This window comes from Leclercia sp. 1548 (assembly GCF_050435045.1).
GTDB classification, from domain to species: domain Bacteria; phylum Pseudomonadota; class Gammaproteobacteria; order Enterobacterales; family Enterobacteriaceae; genus Enterobacter; species Enterobacter adecarboxylatus.
Map to the genome: position 1 here is coordinate 446,543 of NZ_JBNDJP010000002.1, position 15,435 is coordinate 461,977.

13 protein-coding genes and 1 pseudogene are annotated in these 15,435 nt (G+C 55.2%); 13 read left to right on the forward strand and 1 reads right to left on the reverse strand.

The window, feature by feature from the left end; genetic code table 11:
- Positions 1-382 precede the first annotated feature (382 nt).
- Positions 383-1,966, reverse strand: a complete 1,584-nt coding sequence (locus ABIE02_RS07320) for a TerC family protein (RefSeq protein WP_032612415.1) — start codon at positions 1,964-1,966, stop codon at positions 383-385.
- Positions 1,967-2,658: 692 nt separating this feature from the next.
- Between ABIE02_RS07320 and ABIE02_RS07325 the strand changes: the two genes are divergently transcribed.
- The 13 genes and pseudogenes from ABIE02_RS07325 to wcaI all read left to right on the forward strand — a co-directional run bounded on the left by ABIE02_RS07325 (position 2,659) and on the right by wcaI (position 15,433).
- Positions 2,659-3,795 carry a polysaccharide export protein gene (locus ABIE02_RS07325; RefSeq protein ID WP_032612413.1) on the forward strand — a complete coding sequence of 379 codons (1,137 nt, stop codon included), beginning with the start codon at positions 2,659-2,661 and terminating at the stop codon, positions 3,793-3,795.
- Positions 3,796-3,800: 5 nt separating this feature from the next.
- Positions 3,801-4,244, forward strand: coding sequence for a low molecular weight protein-tyrosine-phosphatase Wzb (gene wzb, locus ABIE02_RS07330; RefSeq protein WP_032612411.1), 444 nt, complete (start codon positions 3,801-3,803; stop codon positions 4,242-4,244).
- 2 nt (positions 4,245-4,246) lie between these two features.
- Positions 4,247-6,409 carry a tyrosine-protein kinase Wzc gene (gene wzc / locus ABIE02_RS07335; RefSeq protein WP_077226514.1) on the forward strand — a complete coding sequence of 721 codons (2,163 nt, stop codon included), beginning with the start codon at positions 4,247-4,249 and terminating at the stop codon, positions 6,407-6,409.
- Between the two features lie 20 nt (positions 6,410-6,429).
- Positions 6,430-7,269 (forward strand): colanic acid biosynthesis glycosyltransferase WcaA, encoded by an 840-nt coding sequence (wcaA, locus tag ABIE02_RS07340; protein WP_032612407.1) that lies wholly within the window; start codon positions 6,430-6,432, stop codon positions 7,267-7,269.
- A 2-nt stretch (positions 7,270-7,271) separates the two neighbouring features.
- Complete coding sequence (gene wcaB, locus ABIE02_RS07345) at positions 7,272-7,760, forward strand: colanic acid biosynthesis acetyltransferase WcaB (protein WP_103792230.1); 489 nt, start codon at positions 7,272-7,274, stop codon at positions 7,758-7,760.
- Entirely contained in the window at positions 7,757-8,974 is a 1,218-nt protein-coding gene (wcaC, locus tag ABIE02_RS07350) for a colanic acid biosynthesis glycosyltransferase WcaC (RefSeq protein WP_032612403.1), read from the forward strand. Before wcaB ends, wcaC begins: the two co-directional genes overlap by 4 nt.
- A complete protein-coding gene (gene wcaD, locus ABIE02_RS07355) occupies positions 8,949-10,169 on the forward strand; it encodes a colanic acid polymerase WcaD (protein ID WP_032612400.1) in 1,221 nt (406 codons plus the stop codon). The genes wcaC and wcaD overlap by 26 nt, the downstream gene beginning before the upstream one ends.
- A gap of 11 nt (positions 10,170-10,180) precedes the next feature.
- The gene (gene wcaE, locus ABIE02_RS07360; RefSeq protein WP_077226512.1) at positions 10,181-10,927 is read left to right on the forward strand and encodes a colanic acid biosynthesis glycosyltransferase WcaE; all 747 of its coding nucleotides are present in this window, start codon (positions 10,181-10,183) and stop codon (positions 10,925-10,927) included.
- A gap of 15 nt (positions 10,928-10,942) precedes the next feature.
- Positions 10,943-11,491 (forward strand): colanic acid biosynthesis acetyltransferase WcaF, encoded by a 549-nt coding sequence (gene wcaF / locus ABIE02_RS07365; protein ID WP_059307561.1) that lies wholly within the window; start codon positions 10,943-10,945, stop codon positions 11,489-11,491.
- 27 nt (positions 11,492-11,518) lie between these two features.
- The gene (gene gmd / locus ABIE02_RS07370; protein ID WP_032612394.1) at positions 11,519-12,640 is read left to right on the forward strand and encodes a GDP-mannose 4,6-dehydratase; all 1,122 of its coding nucleotides are present in this window, start codon (positions 11,519-11,521) and stop codon (positions 12,638-12,640) included.
- Positions 12,641-12,642: 2 nt separating this feature from the next.
- Positions 12,643-13,608 carry a GDP-L-fucose synthase gene (fcl, locus tag ABIE02_RS07375; protein WP_336994490.1) on the forward strand — a complete coding sequence of 322 codons (966 nt, stop codon included), beginning with the start codon at positions 12,643-12,645 and terminating at the stop codon, positions 13,606-13,608.
- 2 nt (positions 13,609-13,610) lie between these two features.
- A pseudogene (locus ABIE02_RS07380) lies at positions 13,611-14,084 on the forward strand (GDP-mannose mannosyl hydrolase); the annotation flags it as partial.
- Positions 14,085-14,209: 125 nt separating this feature from the next.
- A complete protein-coding gene (gene wcaI / locus ABIE02_RS07385) occupies positions 14,210-15,433 on the forward strand; it encodes a colanic acid biosynthesis fucosyltransferase WcaI (RefSeq protein WP_336994491.1) in 1,224 nt (407 codons plus the stop codon).
- The last annotated feature ends 2 nt before the right edge of the window (positions 15,434-15,435 follow it).

Here is a 15,435-nt window from a genome sequence, read left to right on the forward strand (position 1 = left end):
TTTCCCCTCACCCCGCCCTCTCCCCATAGGGGAGAGGGAGAAAAGCCGATCGCATTCAGTCTATAAGACCGCATCAGACTGTTCCTTTCCCCCCAGGGGAAAGGGAGAAAAGCCGATCGCGTTCAGTCTATAAGACCGCCCCAGGCTGTTCCCTCTCCCCCATGAGGAGAGAGCGCTCAGTCTATAAGCCCCCCCAGACCGTTCCTTCTTCCCCAAGGAAGAGGAAGAAATGAAAATAGAGTTCAGTCTATAAGACCGTCCCGGACTGTTCCTTCCCCCCAGTGGAGAGAAAGAAATGAAGATAGAGTTCGGTTTATAAGACCGCACCAGACTGTCCCCTCTCCCCTTGGGGGAGAGGGTTAGGGTGAGGGGCGAAGTTCCATCACACCTCGTAATCCACATCATCCTGCGACATCAGTGGAATCAACTGCACCTTCTGCACCCGGTGGTTTTCTACCTCCAGGGTTTTCAGCGCATAATCCCCGACCTGTACCTCTTCGCCCGGCTGCGGGATCCGTTGCAGGTACTCCATCAACAGCCCGGCAATGGTGTGATATTCGCGCTTATCGTCCAGCGGTAGCGGAACATATTGCACTAGATCTTCCAGCGGCATATGACCGTTGGCGGTCCAGCTGCCGTCGGCATTCTTCTGAATGTCGTGTCGGGCGTCGATCTCTTCCACCTCGTTCGGCAGATTACCGGCGATGGTCTCCATCACGTCACTGAGCGTCACGATCCCCTCCACAGAACCAAACTCATCTACCACAAAGGCAAAATGGGTCCGCGCATTGCGGAACTGTTCCAGCGCCTGCAACAGCGGTAGCACTTCCGGGAACACCAGCGGCTGGCGGATCAGCACCCGCAGGTTGAGCGGCTCGCCGCGTAGCTGTTGATTGAGCAGGTCGATAACGTGCACCACGCCCAGCAACTCCTCCTCCTGCTCGCCGCCGGTGACCACGATGCGGGTGTGCTGGTTTTTATCCAGCAGCGCACGGATGGTGCTCTCCGGTGTGTTCAGGTCGATATGTTCAATATCGTGGCGCGAGGTCATGATGCTGCTGACGGAACGCTGGTTAAGATGCAGCACACGCTCAATCATCCGTCGCTCCTGCGGGGCAAAGATCGGACTGTCGTCATGGTCAGCAAGCAGCGAGGCGGCCTGCGCATCCAGTTCGGCATCCTCTTTTTTACCGCTCAACAGGCGAATAACCGTGTCGGCGGTGCGCTGGCGCAGCGTTTGGTTGGCGGAGAGGAAACGGCGGCGGTTAAAAATCGCCAGCTGGTTCAGGGCCTCAATAATGACCGAGAAGCCAATCGCGGCGTAGAGATACCCTTTTGGAATATGGAAGCCAAACCCGTCTGCCACCAGGCTGAAGCCGATCATCAGCAGGAAGCTCAGGCATAAAATGACAATCGTCGGGTGGTCATTAACAAAGCGCGTGAGTGCCTTACTGGCCATGACCATCAGCGCAATGGCGATAATCACCGCGGCCATCATCACACCCAAGTGATCGACCATCCCCACGGCGGTAATGACCGAATCCAGTGAGAAGACGGCGTCCAGCACCACGATTTGTGCCACCACGGCCCAGAATTTGGCGCCGCGCCTCTGGGTGGGGTTCTCGCTATCCTTGCCTTCCAGCCTTTCGTTGAGTTCCACGGTGGCTTTGAAAATCAGGAAGAAGCCACCAAACAGCATGATCAGGTCGCGGGCGCTGAAGCCAAAACCGTGGACGGTAAACAGCGGGCGGGTGAGCGTCACCAGCCAGGAGATAGAGGCCAACAGCAGCAGGCGCATCACCATCGCCATTAACAGGCCGGTAATGCGGGCGCGGTCGCGCTGAGCTGGGGGCAATTTTTCGGCGAGAATAGCAATAAAGACCAGGTTGTCGATACCGAGCACAAGTTCCAGCACCACAAGGGTGACCAGCCCGGCCCATATTGATGGATCTGCTATCCATTCCATAGTGTGCGTAATACCTTTCGTTATATGACAATTGTCACATTTCGATCATGGATACTTCGCCTGAAAAATGCAATGCCAGCCGGGCATTTATCTGCACAGATTTTCCTGAATCCGCCGGAAATAAACCTTGTACATAGTGGGTTAATATTGCGATTAGTCTGGATTAACGAAAAATAAGAAATATCGCAGGCTAATGATTGTTGTTTAATAAAGTCAATATAAAGCTATTCCTAAAAACGCAGAAATGTCGGCGTTAATACTAATCTTAAAAGCCACGCCTTCGTTGATGTTTCCTTGCCTGCTATTCCGTTAGCTGCAACAATTCTTTCAGCATTAAATGGCGCTGTCTTTTTGATGCTATTTCTGTGTCGGTTTAATGACGTGAAAAACTTATATCGGGTTCGGAATTATCCTGCCTTTTATATTTTCCGTTATGCAACATCAAAGAGGGTGTTTACTCATAACTTACTGTTTAAACAGTAGATTGGTAACTGAAAGCCAAGGGCGGTAGCGTGCCTGAAAGCGTGTTAATCAGCCTCGATTATTCTGTCAATAGTCTGAATGCAAATAAGCCTCTTTTAGGACTGATGCCAGTTATATTTCACTTTTAATGACTGCATGCTAAAAGTAATACGCCTCCGCGCTTATTTAAATGCACAGGATAATTACTCTTCCATAGTGATAAATAATCAATGATGAAATCCAAAATGAAATTGATGCCATTATTGGTGTCTGTGACCTTGATGAGTGGTTGTACGGTCTTTCCCGGCAGCAATATGTCATCATCGGGCAAGGATGTGATTAAACAGCAGGATGCTGATTTTGATATCAACCGCATGGTGAATGTTTATCCAATGACCCCGCAGCTGGTTGAACAATTACGCCCTCGCCCGGTTGTGGCGCGACCTAACGACAGCCTCGACCAGGAGATTGCCAACTACCAGTACCGCGTGGGGCCTGGGGATGTCATCAACGTCACCGTCTGGGATCACCCGGAACTGACCACCCCGGCGGGGCAGTATCGTAGCTCCAGCGATACCGGCAACTGGGTTCAGGCAGATGGCACCATGTTTTATCCCTATGTCGGCAAAATCCGTGTTGTCGGTAAAACCCTTTCCCAGATCCGTAGTGATATTACCGGCCGTTTAGCGCAGTACATCGCTGACCCGCAGGTGGACGTTAATATCGCCGCATTCCGTTCGCAGAAAGTCTATGTCTCCGGCCAGGTCAATAAATCCGGCCAGCAGCCGATCACCAACGTGCCGCTGACGGTGCTTGACGCCATCAACGCCGCGGGCGGGCTGACCGATGGCGCCGACTGGCGCAATGCGGTGCTGACCCATAAAGGCAAAGAGGAGCGTATCTCCCTGCAGGCGCTGATGCAGAACGGCGATCTGAGCCAGAACCGTCTGCTCTATCCGAGTGACATCCTGTATGTTCCGCGCAATGACGACCTGAAAGTGTTCGTGATGGGTGAAGTGAAGAAACAGAGCACCCTCAAGATGGACTTCAGCGGTATGACCCTGACCGAAGCGCTGGGCAACGCAGAAGGGCTGGATATGAGCACCTCCGACGCCAGCGGTATCTTCGTGATCCGTCCGATTACAGGAAACAGTGCGAAGGGCAAGATTGCCAACGTCTACCAGCTGGATATGTCTGATGCCACTTCGCTGGTGATGGCAACCGGCTTCCGCCTCCAGCCGTATGACGTGGTGTACGTCACCACCGCGCCGATAACGCGCTGGAACCGTGTGATGAACCAGCTGATGCCGACCATCAACAATATCCATACCATGACCGACACGGTACATCAGTACCACAACTGGTGATAACGATGTTTAACAAAATTCTGGTGGTTTGTGTGGGGAACATCTGCCGTTCCCCTACCGCTGAGCGGCTTTTGAAGCAGTACCAGCCACAGCTGACCGTCGCGTCAGCCGGGCTGGGCGCGCTGGTGGGTAAAGGGGCCGATGCACGGGCAAGTCAGGTTGCGGCAGAGCATCAGCTTTCGCTCGACGGGCATTGCGCCCGTCAGGTGTCAGCCAGCCTGTGCCGCGACTATGACCTGATCCTGGCCATGGAAAAACGCCACATCCACGCCCTGTGCGATATCGCACCGGAGATGCGTGGCAAGGTGATGTTGTTTGGACACTGGGATAACGAGCGTGAGATCCCCGATCCGTATCGCAAAAGTCATGAAGCGTTTGAGGCGGTTTACACCTTACTCGACCAGTCTGCCCGCCAGTGGGCACAGGCACTGAACGTTCAGCAGGGATAATAATGACAGCAAACGTAAAACCTTCTTCCACCCCGAGTGCGGGCAGTGATGAAATTGATATTGGTCGCCTGATCGGCACCGTGGTAGAGGCGCGCTGGTGGGTGCTGGGTATCACCGCAGTGTTTGCCGTGGCGGCAGTGATTTACACCCTCTTCGCCACCCCAATCTACAGCGCCGACGCGCTGGTGCAAATTGAGCAGAATAGCGGCAGTTCTCTGGTGCAGGACATCGGTTCGGCGCTGGCGAACAAGCCGCCCGCCTCGCAGGCGGAAATCGAGTTGATCCAGTCCCGCCTGGTGCTGGGTAAAACCGTGGACGATCTCGATCTCGACATCGGCGTCAGCAAAAACACCTTCCCGGTGTTTGGCGCGGGCTGGGATCGGTTGATGGGCCGGCAAAACGACACCGTAAAAGTGACCACCTTTACGCTGCCCGCCGGGGGGGCCAGCCAGGTCTTTACCCTCGAGGTGCTGGATAAAAACCAGTATCAGCTCACCAGCGACGCCGGGTTTAGCGCTCGCGGCAAGGTAGGGGAGATGCTGGAGAAAGACGGCGTGAGCATGATGGTCAGCGACATTCGTGCCCAGCCCGGCAGCGAGTTCACCGTCAGCAAATTCTCGATGCTGGGGATGATTAACAACCTGCAGGGCAACCTGACGGTTACCGAAACCGGAAAAGATACCGGGGTGCTGAGTCTGACCTTTACCGGGGAAGATAAGGACAAGATCCGCGACATTCTCAACAGCATCACCCGCAACTACCAGGCGCAGAACGTGAAGCGCAAGTCGGAAGAGGCGTCCAAAAGTCTCGAGTTCCTGGCGAAACAGCTCCCGGAAGTGCGCGGTCATCTGGACGAAGCCGAGAACAAGCTCAACGCCTTCCGTCAGGATAAAGATTCTGTCGATCTGCCGCTTGAGGCGAAGTCGGTGCTGGATTCGATGGTCAATATCGATGCCCAGCTTAACGAGCTGACCTTTAAAGAGGCGGAAATTTCCAAGCTCTACACCAAACGCCACCCTGCCTACCGCACGCTGCTGGAAAAACGCCAGACGCTGGAAGAGGAAAAAGCCAAGCTCAATGGCCGCGTCACCGCGATGCCAAAAACCCAGCAGGAGATCTTGCGTCTGACCCGCGACGTGGAGTCTGGTCAGCAGGTCTATATGCAGCTGTTGAACAAACAGCAGGAGCTGAAGATCACCGAAGCGAGCACCGTTGGCGACGTGCGGATTGTCGATCCGGCCATCACCCAGCCTGGCGTGCTGAAGCCGAAGAAGGCGCTGATTATTCTCGGCAGCATTATTCTTGGCCTGATGCTCTCTATCGTCGGTGTGCTGCTGCGCTCCCTGTTTAACCGGGGGATCGAAAGCCCGCAGGTGCTGGAAGAGCACGGCATCAACGTCTACGCCAGCATCCCGCTGTCGGAATGGCAGAAGTCGCGTGACAGCGTCAAAACCACCAACGGGGTTAAACGCTACAAACAGAGCCAGCTGCTGGCCGTGGGCAACCCAACGGATCTGGCCATTGAAGCCATTCGCAGCCTGCGCACCAGCCTGCACTTCGCCATGATGCAGGCCAGCAACAACGTTCTGATGCTCACCGGGGTCAGCCCGTCCATCGGTAAAACCTTCGTCTGTGCCAACCTGGCGGCGGTGGTCAGCCAGACCAACAAGCGCGTGCTGCTGATCGACTGCGACATGCGTAAGGGCTACACCCACGAGCTGCTGGGCACCAATAACGTGAACGGTCTGTCGGACATCCTGCTGGGCAAGGGCGATATCAGCCAGTCCGCGAAACCGACCTCTGTCCCTAACTTTGACCTCGTCTCGCGTGGTCAGGTGCCACCGAACCCGTCAGAACTGCTGATGAGCGAGCGATTCACCCAACTGGTGAAATGGGCCAGCGAGAATTATGACCTGGTGCTGATCGATACCCCGCCAATCCTGGCCGTCACCGATGCGGCGATTGTCGGTCGCCACGCGGGCACCACCCTGATGGTGGCGCGTTATGCGGTGAACACCCTGAAAGAGGTGGAAACCAGCCTCAGCCGCTTCGAGCAGAACGGCATTCCGGTGAAAGGGGTGATCCTCAACTCCATCTTCCGTCGCGCTACCGGGTATCAGGATTACGGGTATTACGAGTACGAATACAAGTCGGACAGTAAGTAATGAGCCATTCGGGGAATACCATGACAACACGCCCTTTGATTTCTATTTATATGCCGACATGGAACCGTCAGCAGTTGGCGATCCGTGCGATAAAGTCGGTATTGCGCCAGGACTATGACCACTGGGAGCTGATCATCGTTGATGACTGCTCCTCCTCCTGGGAACAACTGCAGCAGTTTGTCACCGACCTCAACGATCCGCGGGTGGTCTACACCCACAATGCCATTAACTCAGGCGCCTGTGCGGTACGTAACCAGGCGATCATGCAGGCCAACGGCCAGTACCTGACCGGCATTGACGACGATGATGAGTGGACGCCGAACCGGCTCTCTACTTTCCTGGCGCACCAGCATCATCTGGTCACCCATGCGTTTCTGTATGCCAATGACTACGTTTGCGAGGGGGAAGTCTATTCCCAGCCCGCCAGTCTGCCGCTCTATCCGAAATCGCCTTACTCGCGTCACCTGTTCTACAAACGCAATATCATTGGTAATCAGGTCTTTACCTGGGCATGGCGCTTCAAGGAGTGCCTGTTCGATACCGAACTGAAGGCCGCCCAGGACTACGACATCTTCCTGCGAATGGTGGTGGAGTATGGCGAGCCGTGGAAGGTGGACGAGGCGACGCAGATCCTGCACATCAATCACGGCGAGATGCAGATCACCTCGTCGCCGAAAAAGTTCTCCGGTTACTTCCACTTCTACCGCAAGCACCGGGACAAGTTCGATCGCGCCAGCCGCAAATATCAGCTGTTTACCCTGTATCAGATCCGCAATAAGCGCATGAACTGGCGCACGCTGCTGACGCTGATCTCGGTGCGTAACGGCAAGCGTCTGGCTGATGGGCTGCGGGGGAAATAATGGTGCTGGAAGATTGTCGCGCAAACAGCTGGAGCCTGCGCCCTTGCTGCATGGTGCTGGCCTATCGGGTGGCCCATTTTTGCTCCGTCTGGCGTAAAAAGAACGTCCTCAACAACCTGTGGGCCGCGCCGGTGCTGGTGCTCTACCGCATCATCACCGAGTGCTTCTTCGGCTACGAAATCCAGGCCGCGGCCACCATCGGGCGTCGCTTTACCATTCACCATGGTTATGCCGTGGTGATCAATAAGTTCGTGGTGGCCGGGGATGATTTTACCATTCGTCACGGCGTGACCCTCGGCAACCGCGGCCCGGACAGCCTGGCCTGCCCGGTGATTGGCAATAACGTTGAGCTGGGTGCCAACGTGGTGATGATTGGTGATATCACCGTGGGTAATAACGTCACCATCGGGGCCGGGAGCGTGGTGCTCGACAGCATCCCCGACAACGCGCTGGTGGTGGGTGAGAAGGCCCGGGTGAAGGTGATCAAATGAATATTCTGCAATTTAACGTACGCCTCGCCGAGGGCGGGGCGGCAGGGGTGGCGCTGGATCTGCACCAGCGCGCGCTGGAAAAAGGCCTTCAGTCGCGCTTTATCTACGGTTACGGCAAGGGTGGCAAGAAAAGCGTCAGCCACGATCGCTACCCGCAGGTGGTGAAGCACACCCCGCGGCTGACCTCAGTGGCGAACATCGCGCTGTTCCGCCTGTTTAACCGCGATCTGTTCGGCAACCTTAATAGCCTGTATCGCACCGTGACCCGCACGTCTGGCCCGGTGGTGTTGCATTTCCACGTCCTGCACAGCTACTGGTTGAAGCTGGAAGAGGTGGTGGCCTTCTGTGAAAAGGTGAAGGCGCATAAACCGGATACCACGTTCGTCTGGACGCTGCACGATCACTGGAGCGTGACCGGCCGCTGCGCCTTTACTGACGGCTGCGAAGGCTGGAAAAACCACTGCCAGAAGTGCCCGACCCTCGGCAACTATCCCCCGGTGAAGGTGGATCGCGCCCACCAGCTGGTGGACGGAAAACGCCAGCTGTTCCGCGACATGCTGGCGCTCGGCTGCCAATTTATCTCTCCCAGCCAGCATGTGGCTGAGGCCTTTAACAGCCTGTATGGGGCAGGGCGCTGCCGGATTATCAACAACGGTATTGATGTGGCGACGGAAGCCATTCTGGCGGAACTGACGCCGGTCGCGGTGACGCCAGGCAAACCGAAAATCGCAGTGGTGGCGCACGACCTGCGCTACGACGGCAAAACCAACCAGCAGCTGGTGCGTCAGATCATGGCGCTCGGCGATAAAGTGGAACTGCACACCTTCGGTAAGTTCTCGCCGTTCGACGGTGCGAACGTGATTAACCACGGTTTCGAAACCGACAAGCGCAAGCTGATGAGCGCCCTGAACGGTATGGATGCGCTGGTGTTCAGCTCCCGCGTGGATAACTATCCGCTGATTTTGTGCGAAGCGCTCTCCATCGGGGTGCCAGTGATTGCGACCCATAGCGATGCTGCCCGGGAAGTGCTGGAGAAATCCGGCGGCAGGACGTTCAGTGAAAACGAGGTGCTGCCGCTGGTGCAGCTGTCGAAGGCGGAGATCGCTCAGGCTGTTTTTGGCACCGACCTGGAATCGTTCCGCACCCGCAGCCGCCAGGCCTACAGTGGACAACAGATGCTGGAGGAGTATGTCTCGTTCTATCAGAATCTGTAGCTATCTGCTGCTGCCGCTGATCTACCTGCTGGTCAACGTCAAAATTGCCCAGCTGGGTGAAAGCTTCCCCATCACCATCGTGACCTTTTTACCGGTGCTGCTGTTGCTCTTCGTCGAGAAGATTAGCGTTAAGAAGCTGTTGATTGCGCTGGGGCTGGGGGCCGGGCTGACCCTCTTTAACTACATCTTTGGTCAATCGCTGGACGCCAGCAAATATGTCACCTCCACCATGCTGTTTGTCTATATCGTGATCATTATCGGTATGGTGTGGAGTATTCGCTTTAAAACCATCTCGCCGCACAATTATCGGAAGATCCTCAGGTTCTTTTATCTTGTCATTGGCATCATTGTGATTTTAGCCGCAATGGAGATGGCGCAAATTATTTTGACGGGCGGCAGTAGCCTGATGGAAATAATTTCGAAATATCTTATTTACAGTAATAGCTATGTACTGAATTTCATTAAATTTGGCGGCAAGCGTACTACCGCGCTCTATTTCGAACCGGCATTCTTTGCTCTGGCGTTAATCTCAATTTGGCTCAGCATCAAACAGTTTGGTATCAAAACGCCCAAGAGCGATGCTATGATTCTTGCAGGAATTGTTCTGTCAGGCTCGTTCTCCGGGGTAATGACCTTTATCCTGTTTTACCTTCTGGAGTGGGCATTTCAGTATCTGAATAAAGAGGCAATCAAGAAAAAGTTACCCTTGGCGATCATTTCGCTGTCGGTGTTTTTGGTCGGGGTGGTATTCGCCTTCCCGTATATTTCCGAACGTCTGGGTGATTTGGGTACCGAAGGGTCGTCATCCTATTACCGTATTATCGGTCCGCTGGTGATGGTGGGGTACTCTTTAACCCATATTGATGGCGTAGTCAGATTTGGCTCACTTTATGAATATGTCGCATCATTCGGAATCTTTAACGGTGCGGACGTCGGAAAAACCATAGACAATGGCTTGTATCTGCTGATTATTTATTTCTCATGGTTCGCAGTGTTATTAACGGCGTGGTATCTGTTCAAAGTTTTCAAAATGACGATCAACGCCTTTGGTGATAATCAGAATTTTCGCGTACAGCTTTATCTTTTTACGCCGGTGTCGCTGTTTTTTACCGGGTCAATATTTAGCCCGGAATACGCATTCTTAATTGTTTGCCCGTTTATTTTGCGCAAGGCGCTTAATATTACGCGTTCATAACGAGGTGGTTTATGTTACTCAGCGTTATTACTGTTGCCTTCCGTAACCTTGACGGCGTGGTAAAAACCTGGCGTTCGCTGCGCAACCTGGCGCGCGATCCCAGCCTCAGCTTTGAATGGATTGTGGTAGATGGCGGCTCGAACGATGGCACGGCAGAATTTCTTGAAAAACTGAACGGTGAGTTCAACTTACGTTACGTTAGCGAGAAGGATCGCGGTATCTACGATGCCATGAATAAAGGCATCGACATGGCCCAGGGGCGTTACGCTATCTTTCTCAACTCCGGTGATATTTTTCATGAAGACGTGGCGCAGTTTGTGCGCCAGCTCGCCAGAGTGCAGGGTAATGCCATGATCCTTGGCGACGCGTTACTCGATTTTGGTGACGGAAATAAAGTGCGCCGGGCGGCAAAACCGGGCTGGTATATTTATCACAGCTTGCCGGCCAGCCACCAGGCGATTTTCTTCCCCGTAAGTGGATTAAAAACGTACCCGTACGAACTGCAATATCGCGTCTCGTCCGATTACGCCCTGACCGCCAGAATGTATAAAGCCGGTTATCCTTTTAAACGTCTGCCCGGGCTGGTCTCTGAATTCTCGATGGGCGGCGTGTCAACCTCGAATAATCTTGAATTATGCCAGGATGCCAAAAAAGTGCAGCGCGAGATATTGCGCATGCCGGGCGTATTCGCGGAATTGTCTTATTTATTACGTCTGAAAACGACGGGTAAAACGAAAGCCTTATATAACAAAGCCTGAATATAAGGAAACACAATGCAGGAATTAAGCGGCTTCTCTGTGCCTAAAGGATTTCGAGGCGCAGGCGGTATTAAAGTGCAGTTATGGTGGGCGGTGCAGGCAACCTTATTTGCCTGGTCACCACAAATTATGTACCGCTGGCGTGCCTTTTTATTACGGCTGTTCGGCGCAAAAATCGGAAAAAACGCAGTCATTCGTCCGTCAGTAAAAATTACCTACCCATGGAAATTAACCTTAGGGGATAACGCATGGGTGGGAGACGATGCGGTGTTATATACGCTGGGTGATATTACGATTGGCGCCAATTCTGTGGTGTCACAAAAGTGTTATTTGTGTACCGGCAGTCACGATTATATGAGTCAACATTTTGATATTAATGCGCAGCCCATCACCCTGGGTGAGAAATGCTGGCTGGCGACCGACGTTTTTGTCGCGCCTGGCGTTTCCATTGGCGATGGCACCGTTGTTGGTGCGCGCAGCAGTGTTTTTAAATCGCTTCCGGCAAATAAGCTTTGCCGTGGCAATCCCGCAGTGGTGATACGCGAACGCGTTGAAACTGAATAACTTCTGATAAGTCTGGAGAAAATAAACATGTCTAAAGTCGCTCTCATCACCGGCGTTACCGGACAGGATGGTTCTTATCTGGCAGAACTTCTGCTGGAAAAAGGCTACGAAGTGCACGGAATCAAACGTCGTGCCTCCTCGTTTAACACCGAGCGCGTGGATCATATCTATCAGGATCCTCATGCCGCTAACCCGAAATTCCACCTGCACTACGGTGACCTGACCGATAGCTCCAACCTGACCCGTATCCTGCAGGAAGTGCAGCCGGATGAGGTCTATAACCTGGGCGCGATGAGCCACGTAGCGGTCTCCTTCGAATCCCCGGAATACACTGCCGACGTGGATGCAATGGGTACCCTGCGTCTGCTGGAAGCTATCCGCTTCCTAGGTCTGGAGAAGAAGACCCGTTTCTACCAGGCATCCACCTCTGAGCTGTATGGCCTGGTGCAGGAAATCCCGCAGAAAGAGACCACGCCGTTCTATCCGCGTTCGCCGTATGCGGTCGCTAAAATGTACGCCTACTGGATCACCGTGAACTACCGCGAGTCCTACGGCATCTACGCGTGCAACGGTATTCTGTTCAACCACGAATCCCCACGCCGCGGCGAAACCTTCGTTACCCGTAAGATCACCCGCGCTATCGCCAACATCGCTCAGGGTCTGGAATCCTGCCTGCACCTCGGCAACATGGACTCCCTGCGTGACTGGGGCCATGCCAAAGACTACGTGAAAATGCAGTGGATGATGCTGCAGCAGGAAAAACCAGAAGACTTCGTTATCGCCACCGGCGTGCAGTACTCCGTGCGTCAGTTCGTTGAGATGGCGGCCGCCCAGCTGGGTATCAAGCTGCGCTTTGAAGGCACCGGCGTAGATGAGAAAGGCATCGTTGTTTCTGTCACCGGCCATGACGCACCGGGCGTGAAACCAGGTGATGTGATTGTCCAGGTTGACCCGCGTTACTTCCGTCCTGCTGAAGTGGAAACCCTGCTGGGCGACCCAAGCAAAGCGCACGAAAAACTGGGCTGGAAGCCGGAAATCACCCTGCAGGAGATGGTGTCCGAGATGGTTGCCCACGATCTTGAAGCGGCGAAGAAACACTCCCTGCTCAAGTCCCATGGCTACGAGGTTGCCATCGCGCTGGAGTCCTGAGTATGAGCAAACAACGAATCTTTGTTGCCGGTCATCGCGGAATGGTGGGTTCCGCGATTGTTCGCCAGCTGGAACAGCGGGGCGACGTCGAGCTGGTGCTGCGCACCCGTGATGAACTGAATCTGCTGGATCCCGTTGCGGTGCAGGCATTTTTTGCCGACCAGCGCATCGACCAGGTTTATCTGGCGGCGGCAAAAGTGGGCGGCATCGTCGCCAACAACACCTATCCGGCGGATTTCATCTACGAAAACATGATGATCGAGAGCAACATCATTCACGCTGCGCATCTGCATAACGTGAATAAGCTGCTGTTCCTCGGATCCTCCTGTATCTACCCGAAGATGGCGAAACAGCCGATTGCCGAGAGCGAACTGCTGCAGGGTACGCTGGAAGCGACCAACGAGCCGTACGCCATCGCCAAGATTGCCGGGATCAAGCTGTGCGAGTCCTATAACCGCCAGCATGGCCGCGACTATCGCTCGGTGATGCCGACCAACCTGTACGGGCCGAACGATAACTTCCACCCGAGCAACTCCCATGTGATCCCGGCGCTGCTGCGTCGTTTTCACGAGGCAACCGCGAACAACGCACCGGAAGTGGTGGTGTGGGGCAGCGGCACGCCAATGCGTGAATTCCTGCACGTGGATGATATGGCTGCTGCCAGCATTCACGTCATGGAGCTGGCCCGCGAGGTGTGGCAGGAGAACACCGAGCCGATGCTGTCGCACATCAACGTCGGTACCGGGGTGGATTGCACCATCCGCGAGCTGGCAGAGACCATTGCTCAGGTGGTGGGATACAAGGGCCGCGTCGCCTTCGATGCCAGCAAACCTGACGGCACACCGCGCAAGCTGTTGGATGTGACCCGTCTGCATCTGCTGGGCTGGTTCCACGAGGTGAACCTGGCGCAGGGGCTGGCCAGTACCTACCAGTGGTTCCTGGAAAACCAGCAGCGCTTCCGGGGGTAGATATGTTTTTAAGTCAGGAAGATTTTGCCACTGTGGTGCGTTCCACTCCGCTTATCTCCATCGATCTGATTGTGGAGAACGAGCGGGGCGAGTTTCTGCTCGGGCAACGCACCAACCGTCCGGCGCAGGGCTACTGGTTCGTGCCGGGTGGGCGAGTGCAGAAAGACGAGACGCTGGAAAATGCCTTTGCACGTCTGACGCAAGCGGAGCTGGGGCTGCGCCTGCCAATGACGGCGGGGCAGTTCTACGGCGTCTGGCAGCACTTCTATGACGACAACTTTTCCGGCACCGATTTTACCACCCACTACGTGGTGCTCGGATATCGCCTGCAAGTGAATGAGGCAGACCTGCGTCTGCCTGATTCTCAGCATGACGACTATCGCTGGCTCAAGCCGGATGCCCTGCTGGCAAGCGATAACGTGCATGACAACAGCCGGGCCTACTTCCTGGCGGATCGTCAGGCCGGGGTGCCGGGATGTTACACGAAATCATTCAGCCTGAATCAAGGCGGCAAGTCTGGGAATCCCCAGGAGCTTGCTGAAGCAAGTGACTGGGGTGAGCAGACGCAGCCAACGCAGAGTCAGGTTGAAGGATGAAGTGTATGAAAATCCTTGTGTACGGAATTAACTACTCGCCAGAGCTCACCGGTATCGGCAAATACACCGGCGAGATGGTGGAGTGGATGGCCCGCCAGGGGCATGAGGTGCGGGTCATTACGGCCCCGCCTTACTACCCGGAATGGCAGGTAGGTAAGCACTACTCCAGCTGGCGCTACCGCCGCGAAGAGGGAGCGGCCACCGTCTGGCGCTGCCCGCTGTATGTGCCGAAGCAGCCATCGACCTTAAAGCGTTTGATTCACCTGGGCAGCTTTGCCCTGAGCAGTTTCTTCCCGCTGATGGCGCAACGTCGCTGGAAGCCGGATCGCATTATTGGCGTGGTGCCCACCCTGTTTTGCACTCCAGGCATGCGCCTGCTGGGCAAACTCTCTGGCGCCCGCACGCTGTTACACATTCAGGATTATGAAGTGGACGCCATGCTCGGCCTGGGTATGGCGGGCAAAGGCAAGGGCGGCAAAGTCGCCAGACTGGCCAGCGCGTTTGAGCGCAGCGGCCTGCACAACGTCGATTACGTCTCGACTATCTCGCGCTCGATGATGAACAAAGCGCAGGAGAAGGGCGTGGCTGCGGAAAAGGTGATCTTCTTCCCCAACTGGTCGGAAGTGGCGCGTTTTCGCGACGTAACACCTGCCGACGTGGCGGCGCTGCGTGCGCAGTTGGGTCTGGCCGAGGCACACAAAATCGTTCTCTATTCCGGCAACATCGGTGAGAAGCAGGGGCTGGAAAACGTGATCGATGCCGCTGCTGCGCTCAGCGATAAGCCCTGGCAGTTTGTGATTGTCGGGCAGGGCGGCGGTAAAGCGCGGCTGGAGAAAATGGCCCGCGAGCGCGGCCTGCAGAATATTCAGTTCTTCCCGCTGCAATCTTACGACGCCCTACCGGCGCTGCTGAAAATGGCTGACTGCCATCTGGTGGTGCAAAAGCGCGGCGCGGCGGATGCGGTGCTGCCCTCCAAGCTGACCAATATTCTGGCGGTGGGCGGTAATGCGGTGATCACCGCCGAACCCCACACCGAGCTGGGCCAGCTGTGTACCAGCCTGCCGGGGATCGCCGTATGCGTTGAACCCGAGTCAGTACCCGCGCTGGTGGCCGGGATCGAACAGGCGCTGACGATGCCCAAAGAGAACACGGTAGCCCGTGACTATGCCGAACGCACGATCGAGAAAGAGAACGTGCTGAGCCAGTTTATTGCAGATATTCGGGGATAAAT